We start from the raw sequence: 20,074 nt of genomic DNA on the forward strand, positions 1-20,074 counted from the left end.
TTGGCCGGAATAAAAAAGCAACATACCCGACTTTAAGGGAGGATAATTTGCTCCAGAAGCGGCATCTGGAGCAAATTGAGTGCAAAAATGCTACTGCATTAAGAACTTTTCAAGGAACTGACGGGTGCGGGGCTGCTGCGGATTGGCAAACAGCGCTTTAGCCGGGCCCTGCTCTACTATTCGCCCCTGATCCATGAAAATGGCCCGATCGGCCACATCGCGAGCGAAGCTCATTTCATGCGTCACGATCACCATCGTGCGTTTTTCCTGCGCCAGCTGGCGGATGGTGTTCAGCACTTCCCCGACCAGCTCCGGATCGAGCGCGGAGGTGGGTTCGTCGAACAGGATCACGTCCGGGCGCATCGCCAGCGCGCGCGCAATGGCGACACGCTGTTGCTGCCCGCCCGATAAGCGACGCGGATAGCTCGTCTCCTTCCCTGCCAGGCCAACCTTCGCCAGCAGCTCGCGGGCGCGGGCCGTCGCGTCTTCCTTTGGTTCACCTTTGACGATGACCGGGCCTTCAATAATGTTTTCCAGCACCGTTCGGTGCGGAAAGAGGTTAAAGCTCTGGAATACGAAGCCGACATGCTGGCGCAGGCGGCGAATCAACCCTTTTTGCTGGCTGATAGATTTCCCGGTATCAATGGTGATATCGCCCACGCGGATCGTCCCGCCTTCGGGCTGCTCAAGCAAATTAATGCTGCGCAACAGCGTGGTTTTCCCTGACCCACTCGGGCCGATAATGGCCACCACTTCGCCCTGCTCAACCTCAAGGTCGATGCCGTGCAGCACCGTTTGCCCGTGGAATTTTTTCACCAGGTTTTTGACGTCAATTGCACTCATTTTGGATCTCGCTCCTGGCGGTTAAGCTGGTTTTCAAAATAGTTTTGCAGGGCCGACAGTACCGTCGCCATCACCCAGTAAATCAGCGAGGCCGCCAGATACATGGTAAACACTTCCAGCGTGCGCGAAGTGATCAGCTGCGCCTGACGGAACAGCTCCGGCACCTGAATGGTCGCCGCAAGCGAGGTGTCTTTTACGAGGCTGATAAAGCTGTTGCTCAGCGGAGGCAGCGCCACGCGCGCCGCCTGCGGCAGGATCGCCCGGCGCAGCGTCTGCCACGGGGTCATCCCGATACTGGCCGCCGCTTCCCACTGCCCTTTATCGATGGACGAGATCGCCGCACGCAGCGTTTCCGAGGTGTACGCCGCCGTATTCAGCGACAGACCAATCATCGCCGCCGGGATCGGGTCCAGCTCGATACCGAACTGGGGCAGCCCGTAGTAGATCATGAACAGTTGGGCGATAAGCGGCGTTCCGCGGAACACGGAGATGTAAAACCGCGCCAGCCACCGCACCGGCCAGATGTTTGACATGCGCATCAGTGCCAGCACAAACCCGAGCACCAGCCCGAAAAACATCCCGCCGATACTGAGCTGTAACGTAAACACCGCGCCCTTAAGTAAGAACGGCAGCGAATCAATAACCAGTTGAATACTTTCTTGCATTATTATTTTTCGACCTGATTTTCAGACATGAGGATGATAGGCAAACAGCGCAGGCGCCCCGCCAGTATGAACAAACAAAATGGGTCCTTCATCCTTAAAGCGCTTCCGGGCAATGCCGTCGATAAGGCCCGCCATTGCTTTGCCGGTATAGACCGGGTCAAGCAGAATACCTTCGAGACGCGCCAGCAGTTTAACGGCCTCCATCCCTTCATCATTGGGGGTGCCATAGCCGGGCGCAAAGTAGTCATCCCACAGCATAATTTCCGCCTTCGCCTCAAGCGCAAGCTGTTCAGCCACCGCCTGTTGCAGCGTGACGACTTTCGGCTTTTGGTCCGCAACGCTTCTGGAAACCGTTACGCCAATCAGCTCAACGTCGGGCATCAGTTGCTCAAGCCCGACCGCTAAACCGGCATGAGTACCCGCGCTGCCGGACGCCACCACCACCGATGACAGACTCACCGCACCTTCGCACTGCTGCGCGATTTCCAGTGCGCTCTCAACATAGCCGAGGGCACCCAGCGCATTCGAGCCGCCAACCGGAATGACGTACGGACGAAAGCCCTGCGCTTCCAGGCGCGTCGCCAGTTCATCAAGCTGTGCAGCCGGGTCGGTCAACGCGTCAACCATTTCAACCTGCACGTTGAACAGATCCAGCAGCAGGCGGTTACCGTTAGTCAGGTAATTCTCAGCCTGCGTGCCAATCGGGTTTTCCAGCAGGGCTACGCAATGAAGGCCCAGCTTTGCCGCCACGGCCGCCGTCTGGCGAACGTGGTTAGACTGAATGGCCCCGGCGGTGACCAGCGTATCCGCGCCCTCGCGCAGGGCATCGGCGGCGAGAAACTCCAGCTTGCGCAGCTTATTACCGCCCATCGCCATGGGCGTCACATCGTCACGCTTAATGAATATATCGCGCCCCAGATAGTCAGAAAATCGCGGCAGGTACTCCAGCGGCGTGGGTGCGCCGATAAACTCCAGACGGGGAAAGCGCGTTAAATTCTGTAGTGACATGGTTCCTCCGGTCACGCAAACAATTGTTATTTCATTATGCACGCAGACGCGCGAGAAATAAAAAAGGCGCTTTTAAAAGCGCCTTTTTTTGTCGAGCAGAGACTTATTTAGTCACGTCTGCGCCGAACCACTTCTCAGAAAGCGCCTTCAGGCTGCCGTCTTTCTGCATTTCAGCAATGGCGCCGTCAATGGCTTTCAGCAGATCTTCATTACCTTTACGCACCGCCACGCCGGATTCCTGACGGGAGAACGCATCGCCGGCAACAGCCAGGGTATTGTTGGTTTTCTTCACCAGATCCAGCGCTGCCAGGCGGTCAACCAGAATGGCGTCGATACGGCCTACGCGCAGATCCTGGTATTTCGTCGGGTCATCATCGTAGGTGCGGATGTCAACGCCCTGCACGTTCTGGCGCAGCCACTCTTCGTAGTTGGTGCCCAGACCGACGCCGACTTTCTTACCTTTCAGATCCGCGGCGGATTTGATGCTGCCTTCGTTACCTTTCTTCACCAGCGCCTGGATACCGGACACGGTGTACGGCGTGGAGAAGTCATACTTCTTCTTACGCTCGTCAGAAATGGTCACCTGGTTAATCACCACGTCAATACGTTTGGAGTCCAGTGACGCCAGCATACCGTCCCATTTGGTCGGCTTCAGAGAGGCTTTTACACCGAGGTGTTTTGCCAGCTCTTGCGCAAACTCCACTTCAAAACCGGTCAGCTTACCGTCGTCGCCCTGGAAGCTGAACGGAGGATAGGTACCTTCCAGCCCAACCAGCAGCGTGCCGCGCTCTTTGACTTTATTGAGCAGATTATCTGCCGCGAACGTTTTTACGCTCATCCCCGCGACCAGCGCAACGGCCATCATCCCCATCAGCGCCTGACGACCCAGAAGTGCTAATTTCATAAGTACTCCGATACAGTGGAATTTTTGAGTAGTGTAGAGAAATCGCCTGCAACGTCAAAGGCGGCTGCGCTACATCTTATTCTTTTTTAATATATATCAGAAGTTGTTCCGGCGTGGACTTTCTGCTTTAGGGCGCCCGGCATCTGGACTTTATATTGCGCGTACTTACGCAGCGCGATGCGGTAATTGTTGGTACTGGTGGCGGGCAGCCAGGGCTCAAGATTTTCATCCAGGTAGCCGGTCGTCAGCAGATCGCGGGAGATATTTTGCACGGTCAGATGCTGACCAAGGCGGCGCAGGCGAACCACGTATTCACGCACGGTGCCGTGACTCATCTCAGTTTGTTCAAACAGGAACTGCTTGAAGCCGATAATATCGAAGAAGTCGCTTTGCTCTTTGCAGTGGAGATCGCCACAGAAACGGCAAAGCGCTACCCACTCTTTTTGCTCTTCAAGCCAGGCGGCTTCATCCATCAGCGTGTCGAGGCGGGAAATCGCAATCTTATTCACGATTTCACCGCGACGAACCAGCGTGATTCGGTCGAGTAATTTTTTACAGTGGGCGCAATGCGTCTGACTGTGTTTAAAGTCTTTCAGGTAGCGGCTTAAAGGCCGTCTTTTAGATTGCTGCACCGTCATGATAACTCCTGGTTGTCAATACGTTGTGCGGCATTACCAAGGCGAATCACTCACCTATAACTTACCCAGTTTGGTGCGCAGGCGTTTAATGGCCTGGCTGTGCAGCTGGCTCACCCGAGACTCGCCCACCTCCAGCACGGCGCCAATCTCTTTGAGATTGAGCTCCTCCTGGTAATAGAGGGTTAACACCAGTTGCTCACGTTCTGGTAAAGCTTCAATGGCTTCCATCACGCGCTGGCGTAAATTCCCTTCCAGTAAGTGGTGTAACGGGTTTTCTTGCTGATGTTCATCCGTCACCAGCTCGATGCTATCGCCATGCTCTTCGCGCCACTCATCATAAGAGAAGAGTTGGCTGTTATTGGTATCGAGCAACATCTGACGATACTCTTCAACAGGAATGCCCAGACGCTCCGCCACTTCGGTTTCCGTCGCGTTGCGCCCCAGCTCCTGTTCCAGCTGCCCCATCGCATGCGCCACTTCGCGCGCGTTGCGGCGAACGCTGCGCGGCACCCAGTCGCGGCTGCGCAGCTCGTCCAGCATCGCACCACGAATACGCTGCACTGCGTAAGTCGTAAATGCCGTTCCTTGCAGAGCGTCGTACCGGTCAACTGCATTCAATAACCCGATACCGCCCGCCTGTAGCAGATCGTCCAGTTCCACGCTCGCCGGCAAACGCACCTGGAGGCGCAATGCTTCGTGACGCACCAGCGGAACATAACGCTGCCACAGCGAGTGTTTATCCATTACACCTTCAGCGGTATAGAGTGAATTCACGATAAACAGCCCTGCGTTAGTTGAGTTATCGGCATGATTATCCGATTCTGGAGGGGTTTTAATCGGGTGAATAGTGGGTGAAATGAGGGGTTATTTGGGGGGTTACGCGTGTGCGTGGATAGAAAAAACCCCGCCGAAGCGGGGTTTAAGCGTCATCAGGCGATTAGCCTTGCAGCAGAGACAGAACCTGCTGAGGAACCTGGTTAGCTTTAGCCAACACGGAGTTACCGGCCTGCTGAACGATCTGCGCTTTAGACATGTTGGACACTTCGGTCGCATAGTCAGCGTCCTGAATACGGGACTGCGCTTCAGACAGGTTGGTAGTGGTGTTGTTCAGGTTGGTTACAGCTGAATCCAGACGGTTCTGGATAGCACCCAATGAAGAACGGAATTTGTCTACGCTTGAAATCGCGTCATCCAGCGCTGCCAGAGGATTGCTGGTAGACGTTTTGATTGCAGACAGAGTTTGAGTCTGGAGATTAGCACCGCTAAGGTCACTGGATTTGTAAGTTTTGGCATTTTCACCTGAACCTACGGTTACTACTTCGGTCAGGCCGTTAGTCCCGCCCAGCGTTACATTAGCACCTGTTACAGCGGTACCGTCTGCATCGGTATAGTTGATAGTTTTTGCTGTTACAACACCGTTGGTAACATCAGCAGCATAGAGTTTGTTGTCGGTACCTTTTAATGCATACGCTTTATCACCCGCCGCATTGGTCACTTGATACAGTTTTGCACCTGGAATAGCAGTAACAGAGGCATCGCTCATGTTAATCGCTTTGTCTACGGTTACAGAGGTCTGCGCAACATCATCTGATTTCACAGAAGTTTGGTCTGCGACTTTGGTACCCAGAGTCACTGCACCAGAAGCGTTATCGATGCTTACTGAGTAATAACCATTTTTGGTTGTATCAGTAGTCGCACCTGTTACTTTTGCAAAATAACTACCATCTTCACCTTTTACGATAGTAGCAGTAGTGTTACCCGTTTCTAAACCATCAACAGCAGTGTCAAACGCAGTAGTGTCCAGAGTCACATTGGTAGGAACGGTAGTCAGCTCTTTACCAGTAGAAACATTTGCAGTCTGAATGTTAAGACCCTTAAGACCCAGGGTAGAAGAGTCGATTTTTTTCAGGTCGATTTCGATAGTTTGGCCATCGTTAGCGCCAACCTGAATTTTCATTGAACCGTCTTTAGCCAGCACGTTCACGCCGTTGAACTGAGTCTGTTCAGATACACGGTCAATTTCATCCAGACGAGATGTAATTTCGTCCTGAATAGATGCCAGGTCAGAATCGGAGTTGGTGCCTGTGGAAGCCTGCACAGACAGCTCACGGATACGCTGCAAGTTGTTGTTGATTTCAGACAGCGCGCCTTCAGTGGTTTGCGCAACAGAGATACCGTCGTTAGCGTTACGTGCAGCCTGAGTCAGGCCTTTGATGTTAGAGGTGAAGCGGTTAGCAATCGCCTGGCCCGCAGCGTCATCTTTCGCGCTGTTGATACGCAGACCGGATGACAGACGCTCAATGGCGGTAGACATTGACGACTGGTTCTTGTTGATGTTGTTCTGAGTGATCAGCGAGAGGCTGTTGGTATTAATGACTTGTGCCATGATTACGTTTCCTGTTGTTCATCAAATCTGTTTGGTTAGATTTGGGTTTCCACCCTTCGGCTTCATCGCCGTCAATGGTGTTATCGTCTGGTCCAAAACAACCTTTAGATTTTTTTTCAGGATCGCGTCATTTTTTTTAGCCACAGAAATACTCTTCTCTATTAACGTTATTCTCGCCATTAAAAAAAAGAACATAATCGTAAACTTTCCTGAGTTGAGGCCGATAACCCCACTATTCGTTCTACGTGTCGTTACATTAAGGAATAAATATGGCAAGTATTTCTACGTTGGGAGTCGGTTCAGGTTTGCAGTTAGGTGACATTCTGGACAGTCTGACCGCTGCACAAAAAGCACAGCTGACGCCGATCTCTAAGCAGCAAACTTCCTATACAGCAAAACTTAGTGCCTACGGCACGCTGAAAAGTGCACTGGAATCCTTCCAGACGGCAAATACTGCACTTAGCAAAGCCGATCTGTTTACAGCGACCACAACCGCCAGCAGCAGCACAGCCTTCAGTGCCACAACCAGCGGCAGTGCGATTGCGGGTAAATACACCATTAACGTATCGCAGCTTGCGCAGGCGCAAACCCTGACAACAGCAAAAACGCAAAGCGATAATAAAACGGCGATTGCGACAGCAGACAGCACCATCACCATTCAGCAAGGTGGTGACAAGAAACCTGTCACCATTAATATCAGTGCAGAAAACAGTTCTCTAACGGGTATCCGAGATGCAATCAACAAAGCGGATGCCGGCGTAAGTGCCAGCATTATTAACGTCGGAAATGGTGAGTATCGTCTGTCCATTACGTCGAAAGATACCGGTAAAGACAATGCCATGACGATTAGTGTCAGCGGCGATACGGCACTTCAGTCCTTCATGGGCTACAACGGCAATAGCGCAGACACCGCTAACGGCATGCTGGAAAGCGTTACGGCTCAAAATGCGCTGTTGAAAGTTAATAACGTTGATATTGAAAACAGCAGCAATACCATTAGTGATGCGCTGGAAGATATCACCCTCAACCTGAACGACGTGACTACCGGTAATCAGACCTTAACAATCACTACCGATAACACTAAAGCAACCAAAGCGATAAACGATTGGGTTACGGCGTATAACTCTCTGCAAGATACTTTCAGCAGCCTCACAAAATATACTGCCGTGGATGCGGGTTCAGACGCACAGAATACCAGCAACGGCGCGTTGTTAGGCGACAGTACACTACGCACCATTCAGACTCAGTTGAAAAGCGTGCTGAATAACCCTCACACCAGTTCCAATATTAAGACCCTGGCACAAGCTGGCATTACGACCGACCCAAGCACCGGCAAACTAAAAGTGGATGATGACAAACTTAGCGCAGCAATGAAAACAAACTCTGCTGGTATGAAGGAACTGCTGGTAGGCGACGGGAAGACATCGGGGATCACTACCACTGTAGGGACGAATCTGACTGGTTGGCTCTCCAGCACCGGCATCATTCAGGCTGCCAAAGATGGCGTCAGTAAAACCCTGAACAATTTAACTAAGCAATACAACGCGGCCAGCGAGCGTATCGACACCATGGTAGCGCGTTATAAAGAACAGTTTACACAATTGGACGTCATGATGAACTCGCTGAACTCTACGAGCAGCTACCTTACACAGCAGTTCGAGAATACGTCTTCCAGCAAGTAGTAAAAGATAATCAGACCCGAGGGGGATAACATGTACGGCGCAAAAGGCACGCAAGCCTACGCAAAGATAGAAGTTGAAAGCGCGGTGATGAGCGCCAGCCAGCAGCAGCTGGTTATCATGCTATTTGACGGAGCCCTCAGCGCACTGGTACGCGCGCGTCTGTTCCTGGCAGATGGTAATATCCCGGCAAAAGGGCAGGCGCTCTCCAAAGCGATTAATATCATCGAAAATGGCCTGAAGGTCGGATTGGATGATGAGAGTAAAGATGAGTTAACACAAAACCTGATTGCTCTCTATGCCTATATGGTTCGTCGCCTGCTTCAGGCCAACATTCGCAATGATGCCAGTGCCATCGAAGAGGTGGAGAATTTACTGCGCAATATTGCGGATGGCTGGAAGGAGGCAGCAGGTATTCCAACTCTTGTCCAGGACGCCGTCTAATGAGTAACGCACCGCAACTTTATGCCCTTTATCAGCAACTCCTTGAGCAGAGCCAGTTGATGTTGCGACTGGCCCGGCAGGGACTATGGGATGATCTGATCATCTGTGAAACCGACTATGTTAATGCGGTGCACTCACTGGCTCGTCTCACTCAGGAAAGTGAACCTTCGATGCAGATTCAGGAACAGCTTCGCCCGACGCTGCGGGTGATCCTGGACAACGAAGGCCAGGTAAAAACATTGCTACAAGCCAGAATGGATGAGCTGGCGAAACTGGTTGGGCAATCCTCTATCCAGAAAACCGTTCTCTCCACCTACGGTAATCAGGGCGGTCATGTCCTGGTTCCGCAAAGTAATAGCGATATTAATTAGCTATTTAACTGGCGGGCAAGCGTTAACCGTTTCGTTCGCCAGGCATTTCTGCCAAACCTGCTCCATACTTGAGTTTCGCGACCTCATGGAGATGGTGCATGCGCAACCCAACACTTTTACAATGTTTTCACTGGTACTACCCCACCGGCGGTGAATTGTGGCAAGAAGTCACGGCATTAGCCCCCAACCTGAACGAAATCGCCATCAATATGGTCTGGTTACCGCCGGCGTACAAAGGCGCGTCCGGAGGCTATTCCGTCGGGTATGACTCCTACGATCTTTTCGACCTCGGTGAGTTTGACCAGAAAGGCAGCGTTGCCACCAAATACGGCGATAAAGCCCAGCTGCTGGAGGCCATCAACGCCTTAAAAAGCAACCAGATTGCGGTGCTTCTGGACGTGGTAGTCAACCATAAAATGGGTGCCGATGAAAAGGAACCCGTCCGCGTCCAGCGCGTGGATGCGCAGGATCGCACTCAAATCAGCGATGAGATCATCGAATGTGAAGCCTGGACGCGCTACACCTTCCCCGTTCGTGCCGGTCAGTATTCGCAGTTTGTCTGGGATTACAAATGCTTCAGCGGTATCGACCACATTGAAAACCCCAATGAGGACGGTATCTTCAAAATCGTGAACGACTACACCGGCGAAGGCTGGAACGATCAGGTCGACGACGAGATGGGCAATTTCGATTACCTGATGGGCGAAAATATTGATTTTCGCAACCATGCGGTGACGGAAGAGATCAAATACTGGGCGCGCTGGGTGATGGAGCAAACCCACTGCGACGGCTTCCGCCTGGACGCGGTAAAACACATCCCGGCCTGGTTCTATAAAGAGTGGATTGAGCACGTCCAGGAGGTGGCCCCGCAGCCGCTGTTTATCGTGGCGGAATACTGGTCTCACGAAGTGGATAAATTGCAGCATTACATCGATCAGGTAGACGGCAAGACCATGCTGTTTGATGCGCCGCTGCAAATGAAATTTCATGAGGCGTCACGCCAGGGCCGCGACTACGATATGAGCCAGATCTTCACCGGTACGCTGGTGGAAGCCGATCCGTTCCATGCCGTGACGCTGGTGGCCAACCATGACACCCAGCCCTTGCAGGCGCTGGAAGCCCCGGTTGAAGCCTGGTTTAAACCGCTGGCCTACGCGCTCATCCTGCTGCGTGAAAACGGCGTGCCGAGCGTGTTCTACCCGGATCTTTTTGGCGCCAGCTATGACGACACCGGGGGTGACGGCGAGACGTATCACATTGATATGCCGGTGATTGAACAGCTCCACGAGCTGATACTCGCCCGTCAGCGTTTTGCCCACGGCGTGCAGACGCTCTTTTTCGATCATCCAAACTGCATTGCGTTTAGCCGCAGCGGGACAGAGGATCACCCGGGCTGCGTGGTGGTGCTGTCGAATGGTGATGACGGCGAGAAGACGATCTGCCTCGGTGAGAATTACGGCAATAAGACATGGCGGGATTTTTTAGGCAATCGCGAGGAAACCGTAACCACGGCGGCGGATGGCGAAGGGACGTTCTTCTGTAACGGGGGAAGCGTCAGCGTGTGGGTGATTGAGGACGCGCTCTGGTACGGGAAGGGGGCGGCCTGATGCCCTCACCCCGCCCCTCTCCCACAGGGAGAGGGAGCAAACCCAAAAAACGGCAATATGATTGCCGTTTTGCTTTTACCGCTACGGAAGCTTACTCTCCAGCGGATTCTTGCTCAGAAAATCTGCGCACTCCACCGTTGGACGGTCAACCTTTTGCAGCTCCATGCCGTCATACTCAAGCGTGGATCCATCGCGCTCCAGCGGATAGACGTCCCGTTTTTCGGTCACGTTATAATAATCATCTGAACGCAGCATGATCTTACCCGGCACCGCGATAACGCGCTGCCACTGACGACAGTCCAGGGTATCACCCTCTTGTGTCACCACCAGCGTGGCAATCGCCTCCGGGCTCACCATCGCGCTCTGCGGCCCTTTCGACTGCCAGTAACCTGCCAGATGCGAAGGTGCCGGATGCTTAACCACTTCCTGATAGTTTTCGACCTGAACGCATCCCGCTAACGTCAGCATCGCAGCCACAATTGCTACTTTTTTCATCATCTTTCCTGCATGCGAAGAAAAAAATATTGTGGCATTAAAGCCATCAGGCTGCCAGCGTAAGATAGGTAATGTTTAAACCTGCATCCCCATGACTTCCTGATACGCCGACACCAGCTTATTCCGCACCTGTAACCCCATCTGCAACGACACCGACGCTTTTTGCAGATCGGCCATCACATCGTTGAGCGCCACGCCGGGTTCACCGAGGGTAAATTTCTCAGCCTGGGTACGGGCCGCGTTTTGCTTGTCGCTGATCCGGTCCAGCGCAGCATGCAACTGACCGGCGAAGCTAATGCCCGGCGGCTGGTCAGCCACGCTCTGGTTGCGGGCCGTCATCGCCGTTGCCTGTAACTGACTGAGTACCCCTTCAATGCCCTGTATAGCCATGACTCTCCCCTGGATGGTTTTTTACGGGGTCAAGACTAACAGCTTGTCAATAAGATAAAGGCGGTAAATAGCGTTAAAAAACCAGGTTATTTGACGCATAGAAAATCCCGAATCATCAAATAATGGCTGGGCCATCAGTATGGAACTTTTGTCGTGTTTGCCGACCCGGGAGTCAGTTTTGTTTCTCTACACGAATAACGTAAACCACCAGGATTTAAGAGGTGCGCAATGAGTGCGACAGCAGCATCGACAGCGCCGCAGAATAAATCACTTGAGTGGATGAACCGCCTTCGCGCTAACCCTAAGATCCCGTTGATTGTGGCAGGCGCTGCCGCCATTGCGATTATTGTCGCGATGATCTTATGGGCAAAAAGCCCGGATTACCGCACGCTCTACAGCAACCTTTCCGACCAGGATGGCGGTGCCATCGTCACCCAGCTGACCCAGATGAACATCCCGTATCGCTTTGCCGATAACGGCGGTGCGCTTGAAGTGCCGGCAGATAAAGTGCACGAGCTTCGCCTGCGTCTCGCCCAGCAGGGGCTGCCGAAAGGCGGCGCGGTTGGGTTTGAGCTGCTGGATCAGGAAAAATTCGGCATCAGCCAGTTCAGCGAGCAGGTTAACTACCAGCGCGCGCTGGAAGGCGAGCTGGCCCGTACGATTGAAACCTTAGGCCCGGTGAAAAGTGCCCGCGTGCACCTGGCGATGCCTAAGCCGTCCCTGTTTGTCCGCGAACAAAAGTCCCCTTCCGCCTCTGTGACCGTTAACCTCGAACCTGGCCGCGCGCTGGATGAGGGGCAGATCAGCGCCGTTACGCACCTGGTCTCCAGTGCGGTAGCCGGTCTGCCGCCGGGTAACGTCACGCTGGTGGATCAGAGCGGTCATCTGCTGACGCAGTCCAACACCGCCGGGCGCGATCTTAACGACGCCCAGCTGAAATATGCCGCCGATGTGGAAGGCCGTCTCCAGCGTCGCATCGAAGCGATTCTGGGCCCGGTGGTGGGCAACAGCAACGTGCACGCGCAGGTCACCGCGCAGATTGATTTCTCGAATAAAGAACAGACCGAAGAGCAGTACGCTCCGAACGGGGATGCCTCCCGCGCCGTGTTACGCTCGCGTCAGATCAATGAGACGGAACAGGTCGGCGGCCAGTATCCTGGCGGGGTGCCGGGTGCGCTCTCTAACCAGCCTGCACCTGCCAACGCCGCGCCAATCTCCACGCCGCCGGCAAACCAGCAGAACGGTCAGCAAACGAATCAGCAGACGACCTCGACCGCGAACAGTGCCGGCCCGCGTAACAGCAGCCGTAACGAAACGACCAACTACGAAGTCGACCGGACCATCCGCCATACCAAACTGAACACGGGCGATATCGAGCGCCTCTCCGTGGCCGTGGTGGTGAACTACAAAACGCTGCCGGACGGTAAACCGCTGCCGCTCACGGCGGAGCAGATGAAGCAGATCGAAAACCTGACCCGCGAAGCGATGGGCTTCTCTGAAAAACGTGGCGATACCCTCAACGTCGTGAACTCACCGTTCAACCCGGTGGATGAAACCGGTGGTGAACTGCCGTTCTGGCAACAGCAGGCGTTCTTCGATCAGCTGATGTCCGCAGGCCGCTGGCTGCTGGTGTTGATTGTCGCGTGGCTGCTGTGGCGTAAAGGCGTCCGTCCTCAGCTTCAGCGTCGTGCTGAAACTGAGAAAGCCGCGCTGGAACAGAAGAGCACGCGTCAGGACGAGGAAGAAGCGGTCGAGGTTCGTCTCAGCAAAGATGAACAGATGCAGCAGCGCCGTGCTAACCAGCGCATGGGCGCAGAGGTGATGAGCCAGCGCATTCGCGAAATGTCAGATAACGATCCGCGCGTCGTCGCGCTGGTCATCCGCGGTTGGATGGGTAACGAACATGAGTAATACGCTTACAGGCACCGATAAGAGCGTCATCCTGCTGATGACCATTGGCGAAGACCGCGCGGCGGAGGTGTTTAAACACCTCTCCCAGAGAGAAGTGCAGATCCTCAGTGCGGCGATGGCCAACGTGCGCCAGATCTCCAACAAGCAACTGACCGAAGTGCTGGCGGAGTTTGAGCAGGAAGCAGAACAGTTTGCGGCACTCAACGTCAACGCCAACGAATACCTGCGCTCCGTGCTGGTTAAGGCGCTGGGCGAAGAGCGCGCCGCCAGCCTGCTGGAAGACATTCTCGAAACGCGCGATACCGCCAGCGGGATCGAAACGCTCAACTTTATGGAGCCGCAAAGCGCCGCCGATCTTATTCGCGACGAGCACCCGCAGATTATCGCCACCATTCTGGTCCACCTCAAACGGGGCCAGGCGGCCGATATTCTGGCGCTGTTCGACGAGCGTTTGCGCCACGACGTGATGCTGCGTATTGCCACCTTCGGCGGCGTCCAGCCTGCCGCGCTGGCGGAGCTGACCGAAGTGCTGAACAACCTGCTCGACGGCCAGAACCTCAAGCGCAGCAAAATGGGCGGCGTGAGAACGGCAGCGGAAATCATCAACCTGATGAAAACCCAGCAGGAAGAGGCGGTTATTACGGCGGTACGCGAGTTCGACGGCGAACTGGCGCAGAAAATTATCGACGAGATGTTCCTGTTCGAAAACCTGGTCGAAGTGGACGATCGCAGCATTCAGCGCCTGCTCCAGGAAGTGGATTCAGAATCTCTGCTTATCGCCCTCAAAGGCGCCGAGCAACCGCTGCGCGAGAAATTCCTGCGCAACATGTCCCAGCGTGCGGCAGATATCCTGCGCGACGACCTTGCCAACCGCGGCCCGGTGCGTTTGTCTCAGGTGGAAAACGAACAGAAAGCCATCCTGCTTATCGTTCGTCGTCTGGCGGAAACCGGCGAGATGGTGATTGGCAGCGGAGACGACACCTATGTCTGATGAACTGCCGTGGAAGCGCTGGACGCCTGACGACCTCTCCCCTCCTGCCGCAGAGTTCACCCCTGCCATGCAGTCGTCCGACGAGGGCGATACCGATGCGGGCGTGCCGGAACTGAGTGAAGAGGAACAGCGCGCCCAGCTGCTGGCCCAGATGCAAATGCAGGCGCACGAGCAGGGCTTCAACGCCGGGATGAACGAAGGCCGTCAGACCGGGCACGCGCAGGGCTATCAGGAAGGGCTGGCGAAAGGTTTAGAGCAGGGCATCGAGCAGGCTCGCCAGCAGCAGGCGCCGCTACATGCCCGCATGCAGCAGCTGGTGAGCGAATTTCAGCATACCCTGGATGCGCTGGACAGCGTGATTGCCTCACGCCTGATGCAGATGGCGCTGGAGGCGGCCCGTCAGGTGATCGGCCAGACGCCGGTGGTGGATAACGCCGCGCTGATTAAGCAGATCCAGGCCCTGCTCCAGCAGGAGCCGCTGTTCAGCGGCAAACCGCAGCTGCGCGTTCATCCTGATGACTTGCAGCGCGTGGAGGAGAGTCTCGGCGCGACGCTGAGCCTGCACGGGTGGCGGCTGCGCGGCGATCCGTCACTTCATCACGGGGGCTGTAAGGTCTCGGCGGATGAAGGCGATCTGGATGCCAGCGTCGCCACCCGCTGGCAGGAACTGTGCCGTCTGGCGGCACCGGGAGTCGTCTGATGACCGCTCGCCTGACGCGCTGGCTTAATACGCTCGATAATTTTGAAACGAAGATGGCGCAGCTGCCGTCCGTTCGTCGTTATGGACGCCTGACGCGCGCCACCGGACTGGTGCTGGAAGCCACGGGGCTGCAACTTCCGCTCGGCGCCACCTGCGTGATTGAGCGTCAGGACGGGGGCGACACGCGCGAAGTGGAAAGCGAAGTGGTCGGGTTTAACGGTCATCGCCTGTTCCTGATGCCCCTTGAAGAGGTGGAAGGGATTTTACCCGGCGCCCGCGTCTACGCGAAAAACATCAGCGGCGACGGCCTGCAAAGCGGAAAACAGCTGCCGCTCGGTCCGGCACTGCTGGGCCGCGTGCTTGACGGGAGCGGCAAACCGCTCGATGGCCTGCCCTCCCCCGATACCACCGAAACCGGCGCGCTCATCACTCAACCCTTCAACCCGCTGCAACGTACCCCTATAGAGCACGTGCTGGATACCGGCGTGCGGCCGATTAACGCCCTGCTCACGGTGGGACGCGGCCAGCGTATGGGCCTGTTCGCCGGCTCCGGCGTGGGTAAATCCGTCCTGCTCGGCATGATGGCGCGTTATACCCAGGCGGACGTGATCGTTGTCGGCCTGATCGGTGAGCGTGGACGCGAAGTTAAAGATTTTATCGAAAACATTCTGGGTGCGGAGGGACGCGCCCGCTCGGTGGTGATCGCCGCGCCTGCCGACGTGTCGCCGCTGCTGCGTATGCAGGGCGCCGCCTACGCCACGCGGATCGCGGAAGATTTCCGCGACCGGGGCCAGCACGTGCTGCTGATCATGGACTCCCTGACCCGTTACGCGATGGCGCAGCGTGAGATTGCGCTCGCCATCGGCGAACCGCCGGCCACCAAAGGTTACCCGCCGTCGGTATTTGCCAAACTGCCCGCGCTGGTGGAACGCGCGGGGAACGGCATCAGCGGCGGCGGCTCCATCACCGCGTTCTATACGGTACTGACCGAAGGCGATGACCAGCAGGATCCGATTGCCGACTCCGCGCGGGCGATCCTCGACGGCCATATCGTGCTGTCGCGCCGTCTGGCCGAAGCCGGGCACTACCCGGCCATTGATATTGAAGCCTCGATCAGCCGTGCGATGACGGCGCTGATTACCGAGAAGCACTACGCCCGCGTGCGTAACTTCAAACAACTGCTCTCCAGCTTCCAGCGCAACCGCGATCTGGTGAGCGTCGGGGCGTACGCTAAAGGCAGCGATCCGATGCTCGATAAAGCGATCGCCCTGTGGCCGCAGCTGGAGGCGTTTCTGCAACAAGGTATTTTTGAACGCGCTGACTGGGAAGATTCCCTCCAGGCACTGGAGTTGATTTTCCCGCAGGTGTAACACAGGTGGAGGGCGAAGGTCATGGCGCAAAACAGCGCGTTATCAACGCTGAAAGATCTGGCTGAAAAAGAAGTTGATGATGCCGCATTGCAGCTTGGCGCAATGCGGCGCGGGTGCCAGCAGGCTGAAGAACAGTTGAAGATGTTAATCGACTATCAGCATGAATACCGCACCAACCTTAACACCGACATGACGCAGGGCATTGGTAGCCAGCGCTGGATCAACTATCAGCAGTTTATCCAGACGCTGGAAAAGGCGATTGAGCAGCATCGCCAGCAGCTCAACCAGTGGACGCAAAAAGTCGATACCGCGCTGAACTTCTGGCGCGAGAAAAAACAGCGGTTGCAGGCCTGGCAAACCTTACAGGACCGGCAAATTGCAGCCTCGACCCTGGCGGAAAACCGTCTGGATCAGAAAAAAATGGATGAGTTTGCCCAGCGCGCATCAATGAGGAAACCAGAATGATCACACTGCAACAACTGCTGATGACCGACAGCGACCCGTCCGGCGGCACGCTGGCCGGAAAAGTCGCTGAGGGCGCGCAGGATTTTCTCTCTCTGCTGGCTGGTGCGCTAACGGAGACCACCGGTAAAGGTAAAGATGCCCCGCTGACGCTGGCCGATTTGAAAGCTGCGGGCAGCAAGCTGTCGACAGCGGCACGGGAAAAAAGCGGTGATACCACGCTCCAGGCCAAAATCGCCGAGCTGCTCTCCCGCCAGGAGTCGCTGACCGGAGAGGAAACTGCCCTCTCCCTGCAAAGTCTCGTCTCTGGCCTGAAGCCCACAGCGAATACGGACGCGCTGAAGGTGCTGACTCAGACGGACGCGAAGGCAAGCAGCGACACCGCAACCGAAGAGGAAGAGCTGGCCGGGTTAAGCGCGCTGATGGCGATGTTACCGCACCAGCAAATCGCCACCCCGGTGGTGACGACGCCTGCAAGTACGACGGGGATTGCGCCCCGCGCCGCCCTCGCCTCTGCGATAGCCCAGACGGATAACGGCCAGCAACAGCCGCTTAGCCACGCGTTACCGGGTCAGGAAAAAATGCCGGTTCAGGATAGCGATACGTCGCTGCCCGCCACGGCATCCGTTACGCCAGCTGTCGCCGCCGTCGTGGAGAAGCAGGACGTAGCGAGCACGGCGTCGCCAGCCTCCAGCCCAACCGCAACGCTGGCCCCGGTCGTCAGTCATCTGCCTGCATCCCAGCCTGCCGCAACCGTTGCGACAGCACCGGTGTTAAGCCAGCCGCTGGGCACGCACGAATGGCAGCAGAATCTGAGCCAGCACATCACCCTGTTCACAAAGCAGGGACAGCAGACCGCGGAGCTGCGTCTGCACCCGGAGGATCTGGGTCAGGTACAAATTTCGCTTAAGCTGGATGACAACCAGGCGCAGTTGCAGATGGTTTCGCCCCACAGCCACGTTCGCGCGGCGCTGGAAGCGGCCCTGCCGATCCTGCGCACGCAGCTTGCGGAAAACGGTATTCAGCTTTCACAAAGCAGCGTCAGCAGCGAGGGCTTTGCCGGGCAGCAGCAGTCTTCATCCGGGCAGCAACAGCACGCTTCGCGCTCCGGCCAGCCCGCCGGGTTTAACGATGAGAGCGAAGAGTTATTGCCAACCCCTTCCGCCCTGCAATCAGCCGCGCGCGGCAGCCGTGCCGTAGACATCTTTGCCTAAACGCCAGAGGTAACGTGATTATCTCCGTCTTTTCCACGCTTTGACCTAAGCCGGACACGGGATAATCACCGTATTAGGCTGTACCGAAACAGGAAGCTCGTATCAGATGACAGACTCCGCTATCACCAAAAAAAGCAAGCGTTCCATCTGGATCCCGCTGCTGGTGTTGATTACCCTCGCGGCCTGCGCCACCGCAGGCTACAGTTACTGGCGTATGCAGCAGGAGCCCTCCGGCGCAGCCGCCAAAGCTGACGTGCCGCCTCCGCCGGCGCCGGTCTTCTTTCCGCTGGATACATTCACCGTTAACCTGGGCGATGCGGATCGCGTGCTGTACGTGGGCATTACGCTGCGCCTGAAAGATGAAGCGACCCGTGCACGTCTGAACGACTACCTGCCAGAAGTACGTAGCCGCCTGCTGCTGCTGTTTTCTCGTCAGGACGCCTCCGCGCTCGCCACCGATGTAGGCAAGCAAAAGCTGGTCGATGCCATCAAACAGACGCTGGCGACCCCGCTGGTCAACGGCCAACCTAAGCAGGAAGTCACTGACGTTCTGTATACAGCCTTCATTCTGCGGTAACGACATGGGCGACAGTATTCTTTCTCAGGCAGAAATCGATGCGCTGCTCAACGGCGACAGCGATAAGAGTGACGATCCGAAGCCGAGTTTAACCGGCGACGATAATGTTCGTCCCTACGATCCCAATACCCAGCGTCGCGTGGTGCGCGAGCGATTACAGGCGCTGGAGATCATCAACGAACGTTTTGCACGTCAGTTCCGTATGGGGCTGTTTAACCTGCTGCGTCGTAGCCCGGATATCACCGTCGGGGCGATCCGCATTCAGCCGTATCATGAGTTTGCCCGCAACCTGCCGGTGCCAACCAACCTTAACCTGATCCATCTCAAGCCGCTACGCGGTACCGGTCTGGTCGTGTTCTCGCCAAGCCTGGTGTTCATCGCGGTGGATAACCTGTTCGGTGGCGACGGTCGTTTCCCGACCAAAGTGGAAGGCCGCGAGTTTACCCATACCGAACAGCGGGTGATTAACCGCATGCTGAAGCTGGCGCTGGAATCCTACAGCGACGCGTGGAAAGCGATTAACCCGCTGGAAGTGGAGTACGTGCGTTCCGAGATGCAGGTGAAGTTTACCAACATCACCACCTCCCCTAACGACATCGTCGTGAATACCCCGTTCCACGTGGAGATCGGCAACCTGACGGGCGAGTTCAACATCTGTCTGCCGTTCAGCATGATTGAACCGCTGCGCGAACTGCTGGTGAACCCGCCGCTGGAGAACTCACGCCATGAAGATCAGAACTGGCGTGAGAACCTGGTGCGTCAGGTGCAGCATTCGCAGCTGGAGCTGGTGGCCAACTTCGCCGACATCTCCATGCGGTTATCGCAGATCCTGAAATTACAACCCGGCGACGTTTTGCCGATAGATAAACCCGACCGCATTATTGCCCATGTGGATGGCGTACCCGTGCTGACAAGCCAGTACGGCACGATTAACGGCCAGTATGCGTTACGCGTTGAGCACTTGATCAACCCGATTTTGAATTCGCTGAATGAGGAACAGCCCAAATGAGTGACATGAACAATCCGTCCGATGAAAACAGCGGAGCACTGGACGATCTGTGGGCTGACGCGTTAAACGAGCAAAAAACGACGCCGACGAAAAGCGCGGCAGACGCGGTATTCCAGCAGTTAGGCGGCGGTGACGTCAGCGGCACGTTGCAGGACATTGACCTGATTATGGACATTCCGGTCAAGCTGACCGTTGAGCTGGGCCGCACCCGGATGACCATTAAAGAGCTGCTGCGCCTGACGCAGGGTTCCGTGGTGGCGCTGGACGGTTTAGCCGGTGAGCCGCTGGATATTCTGATCAACGGCTACCTGATTGCCCAAGGCGAAGTGGTGGTGGTGGCCGATAAATACGGCGTGCGTATCACCGATATCATTACTCCTTCCGAACGTATGCGTCGTCTGAGCCGTTAA

Annotated in this window: 22 protein-coding genes; 13 read left to right on the forward strand and 9 right to left on the reverse strand. The window is 55.9% G+C overall.

Annotated features, from left to right (window positions below; translation table 11 throughout):
- Nucleotides 1–90 precede the first annotated feature (90 nt).
- The 7 genes from tcyN to A3466_RS08255 form a co-directional block, all read right to left on the reverse strand.
- Nucleotides 91–843 (reverse strand): L-cystine ABC transporter ATP-binding protein TcyN, encoded by a 753-nt coding sequence (gene tcyN / locus A3466_RS08225; protein ID WP_063450165.1) that lies wholly within the window; start codon nt 841–843, stop codon nt 91–93.
- Nucleotides 840–1,508: a cystine ABC transporter permease gene (gene tcyL, locus A3466_RS08230; RefSeq protein WP_003859632.1), complete on the reverse strand. Its 669-nt coding sequence runs from the start codon at nt 1,506–1,508 to the stop codon at nt 840–842. The genes tcyN and tcyL overlap by 4 nt, the downstream gene beginning before the upstream one ends.
- A gap of 21 nt (nt 1,509–1,529) precedes the next feature.
- The gene (gene dcyD, locus A3466_RS08235; protein WP_063450166.1) at nt 1,530–2,516 is read right to left on the reverse strand and encodes a D-cysteine desulfhydrase; all 987 of its coding nucleotides are present in this window, start codon (nt 2,514–2,516) and stop codon (nt 1,530–1,532) included.
- Between the two features lie 103 nt (nt 2,517–2,619).
- The gene (gene tcyJ, locus A3466_RS08240) at nt 2,620–3,420 is read right to left on the reverse strand and encodes a cystine ABC transporter substrate-binding protein (RefSeq protein WP_063450167.1); all 801 of its coding nucleotides are present in this window, start codon (nt 3,418–3,420) and stop codon (nt 2,620–2,622) included.
- A gap of 86 nt (nt 3,421–3,506) precedes the next feature.
- On the reverse strand, nt 3,507–4,058 hold the full coding sequence (fliZ, locus tag A3466_RS08245) for a flagella biosynthesis regulatory protein FliZ (RefSeq protein WP_063450168.1): 552 nt from the start codon (nt 4,056–4,058) through the stop codon (nt 3,507–3,509).
- 54 nt (nt 4,059–4,112) lie between these two features.
- On the reverse strand, nt 4,113–4,832 hold the full coding sequence (locus A3466_RS08250; protein WP_003859623.1) for an RNA polymerase sigma factor FliA: 720 nt from the start codon (nt 4,830–4,832) through the stop codon (nt 4,113–4,115).
- Nucleotides 4,833–4,995: 163 nt separating this feature from the next.
- Complete coding sequence (locus A3466_RS08255) at nt 4,996–6,444, reverse strand: flagellin (protein ID WP_063450169.1); 1,449 nt, start codon at nt 6,442–6,444, stop codon at nt 4,996–4,998.
- A 269-nt stretch (nt 6,445–6,713) separates the two neighbouring features.
- On the opposite strand from A3466_RS08255, the gene fliD reads away from it, so the two are divergent.
- From fliD to amyA, 4 genes are all read left to right on the forward strand, one after another.
- Nucleotides 6,714–8,126: a flagellar filament capping protein FliD gene (fliD, locus tag A3466_RS08260; RefSeq protein ID WP_063450170.1), complete on the forward strand. Its 1,413-nt coding sequence runs from the start codon at nt 6,714–6,716 to the stop codon at nt 8,124–8,126.
- Nucleotides 8,127–8,156: 30 nt separating this feature from the next.
- Entirely contained in the window at nt 8,157–8,567 is a 411-nt protein-coding gene (gene fliS / locus A3466_RS08265) for a flagellar export chaperone FliS (protein ID WP_063450171.1), read from the forward strand.
- Nucleotides 8,567–8,938 carry a flagella biosynthesis regulatory protein FliT gene (gene fliT / locus A3466_RS08270; RefSeq protein ID WP_006811148.1) on the forward strand — a complete coding sequence of 124 codons (372 nt, stop codon included), beginning with the start codon at nt 8,567–8,569 and terminating at the stop codon, nt 8,936–8,938. The genes fliS and fliT overlap by 1 nt, the downstream gene beginning before the upstream one ends.
- Nucleotides 8,939–9,036: 98 nt before the next feature.
- Nucleotides 9,037–10,545 carry an alpha-amylase gene (amyA, locus tag A3466_RS08275; protein WP_063450172.1) on the forward strand — a complete coding sequence of 503 codons (1,509 nt, stop codon included), beginning with the start codon at nt 9,037–9,039 and terminating at the stop codon, nt 10,543–10,545.
- A gap of 81 nt (nt 10,546–10,626) precedes the next feature.
- On the opposite strand, the gene yedD is transcribed toward amyA, so the two are convergent.
- Nucleotides 10,627–11,040 carry a lipoprotein YedD gene (gene yedD, locus A3466_RS08280; RefSeq protein ID WP_063450173.1) on the reverse strand — a complete coding sequence of 138 codons (414 nt, stop codon included), beginning with the start codon at nt 11,038–11,040 and terminating at the stop codon, nt 10,627–10,629.
- A 75-nt stretch (nt 11,041–11,115) separates the two neighbouring features.
- Nucleotides 11,116–11,430, reverse strand: coding sequence for a flagellar hook-basal body complex protein FliE (gene fliE / locus A3466_RS08285; RefSeq protein WP_063450174.1), 315 nt, complete (start codon nt 11,428–11,430; stop codon nt 11,116–11,118).
- Between the two features lie 228 nt (nt 11,431–11,658).
- Here fliE and fliF point away from each other — a divergent pair, with 228 nt between their 5' ends.
- From fliF to fliN, 9 genes are all read left to right on the forward strand, one after another.
- The gene (gene fliF / locus A3466_RS08290) at nt 11,659–13,341 is read left to right on the forward strand and encodes a flagellar basal-body MS-ring/collar protein FliF (protein ID WP_063450175.1); all 1,683 of its coding nucleotides are present in this window, start codon (nt 11,659–11,661) and stop codon (nt 13,339–13,341) included.
- Nucleotides 13,334–14,332 (forward strand): flagellar motor switch protein FliG, encoded by a 999-nt coding sequence (gene fliG, locus A3466_RS08295; RefSeq protein WP_003859608.1) that lies wholly within the window; start codon nt 13,334–13,336, stop codon nt 14,330–14,332. Before fliF ends, fliG begins: the two co-directional genes overlap by 8 nt.
- Nucleotides 14,325–15,032 (forward strand): flagellar assembly protein FliH, encoded by a 708-nt coding sequence (gene fliH, locus A3466_RS08300; protein ID WP_063450176.1) that lies wholly within the window; start codon nt 14,325–14,327, stop codon nt 15,030–15,032. Before fliG ends, fliH begins: the two co-directional genes overlap by 8 nt.
- Nucleotides 15,032–16,402: a flagellar protein export ATPase FliI gene (gene fliI, locus A3466_RS08305; RefSeq protein ID WP_063450177.1), complete on the forward strand. Its 1,371-nt coding sequence runs from the start codon at nt 15,032–15,034 to the stop codon at nt 16,400–16,402. Before fliH ends, fliI begins: the two co-directional genes overlap by 1 nt.
- 21 nt (nt 16,403–16,423) lie before the next feature.
- Nucleotides 16,424–16,867: a flagellar export protein FliJ gene (fliJ, locus tag A3466_RS08310; protein ID WP_006811155.1), complete on the forward strand. Its 444-nt coding sequence runs from the start codon at nt 16,424–16,426 to the stop codon at nt 16,865–16,867.
- On the forward strand, nt 16,864–18,078 hold the full coding sequence (gene fliK / locus A3466_RS08315; protein WP_063450178.1) for a flagellar hook length control protein FliK: 1,215 nt from the start codon (nt 16,864–16,866) through the stop codon (nt 18,076–18,078). Before fliJ ends, fliK begins: the two co-directional genes overlap by 4 nt.
- A 106-nt stretch (nt 18,079–18,184) precedes the next feature.
- Complete coding sequence (gene fliL, locus A3466_RS08320; protein ID WP_032103821.1) at nt 18,185–18,655, forward strand: flagellar basal body-associated protein FliL; 471 nt, start codon at nt 18,185–18,187, stop codon at nt 18,653–18,655.
- Between the two features lie 4 nt (nt 18,656–18,659).
- Nucleotides 18,660–19,664, forward strand: coding sequence for a flagellar motor switch protein FliM (gene fliM / locus A3466_RS08325; RefSeq protein ID WP_063450179.1), 1,005 nt, complete (start codon nt 18,660–18,662; stop codon nt 19,662–19,664).
- Nucleotides 19,661–20,074 carry a flagellar motor switch protein FliN gene (fliN, locus tag A3466_RS08330; protein ID WP_003859592.1) on the forward strand — a complete coding sequence of 138 codons (414 nt, stop codon included), beginning with the start codon at nt 19,661–19,663 and terminating at the stop codon, nt 20,072–20,074. The genes fliM and fliN overlap by 4 nt, the downstream gene beginning before the upstream one ends.

This window comes from Enterobacter genomosp. S (genome assembly GCF_001631805.1).
Lineage (GTDB): Bacteria > Pseudomonadota > Gammaproteobacteria > Enterobacterales > Enterobacteriaceae > Enterobacter > Enterobacter quasihormaechei.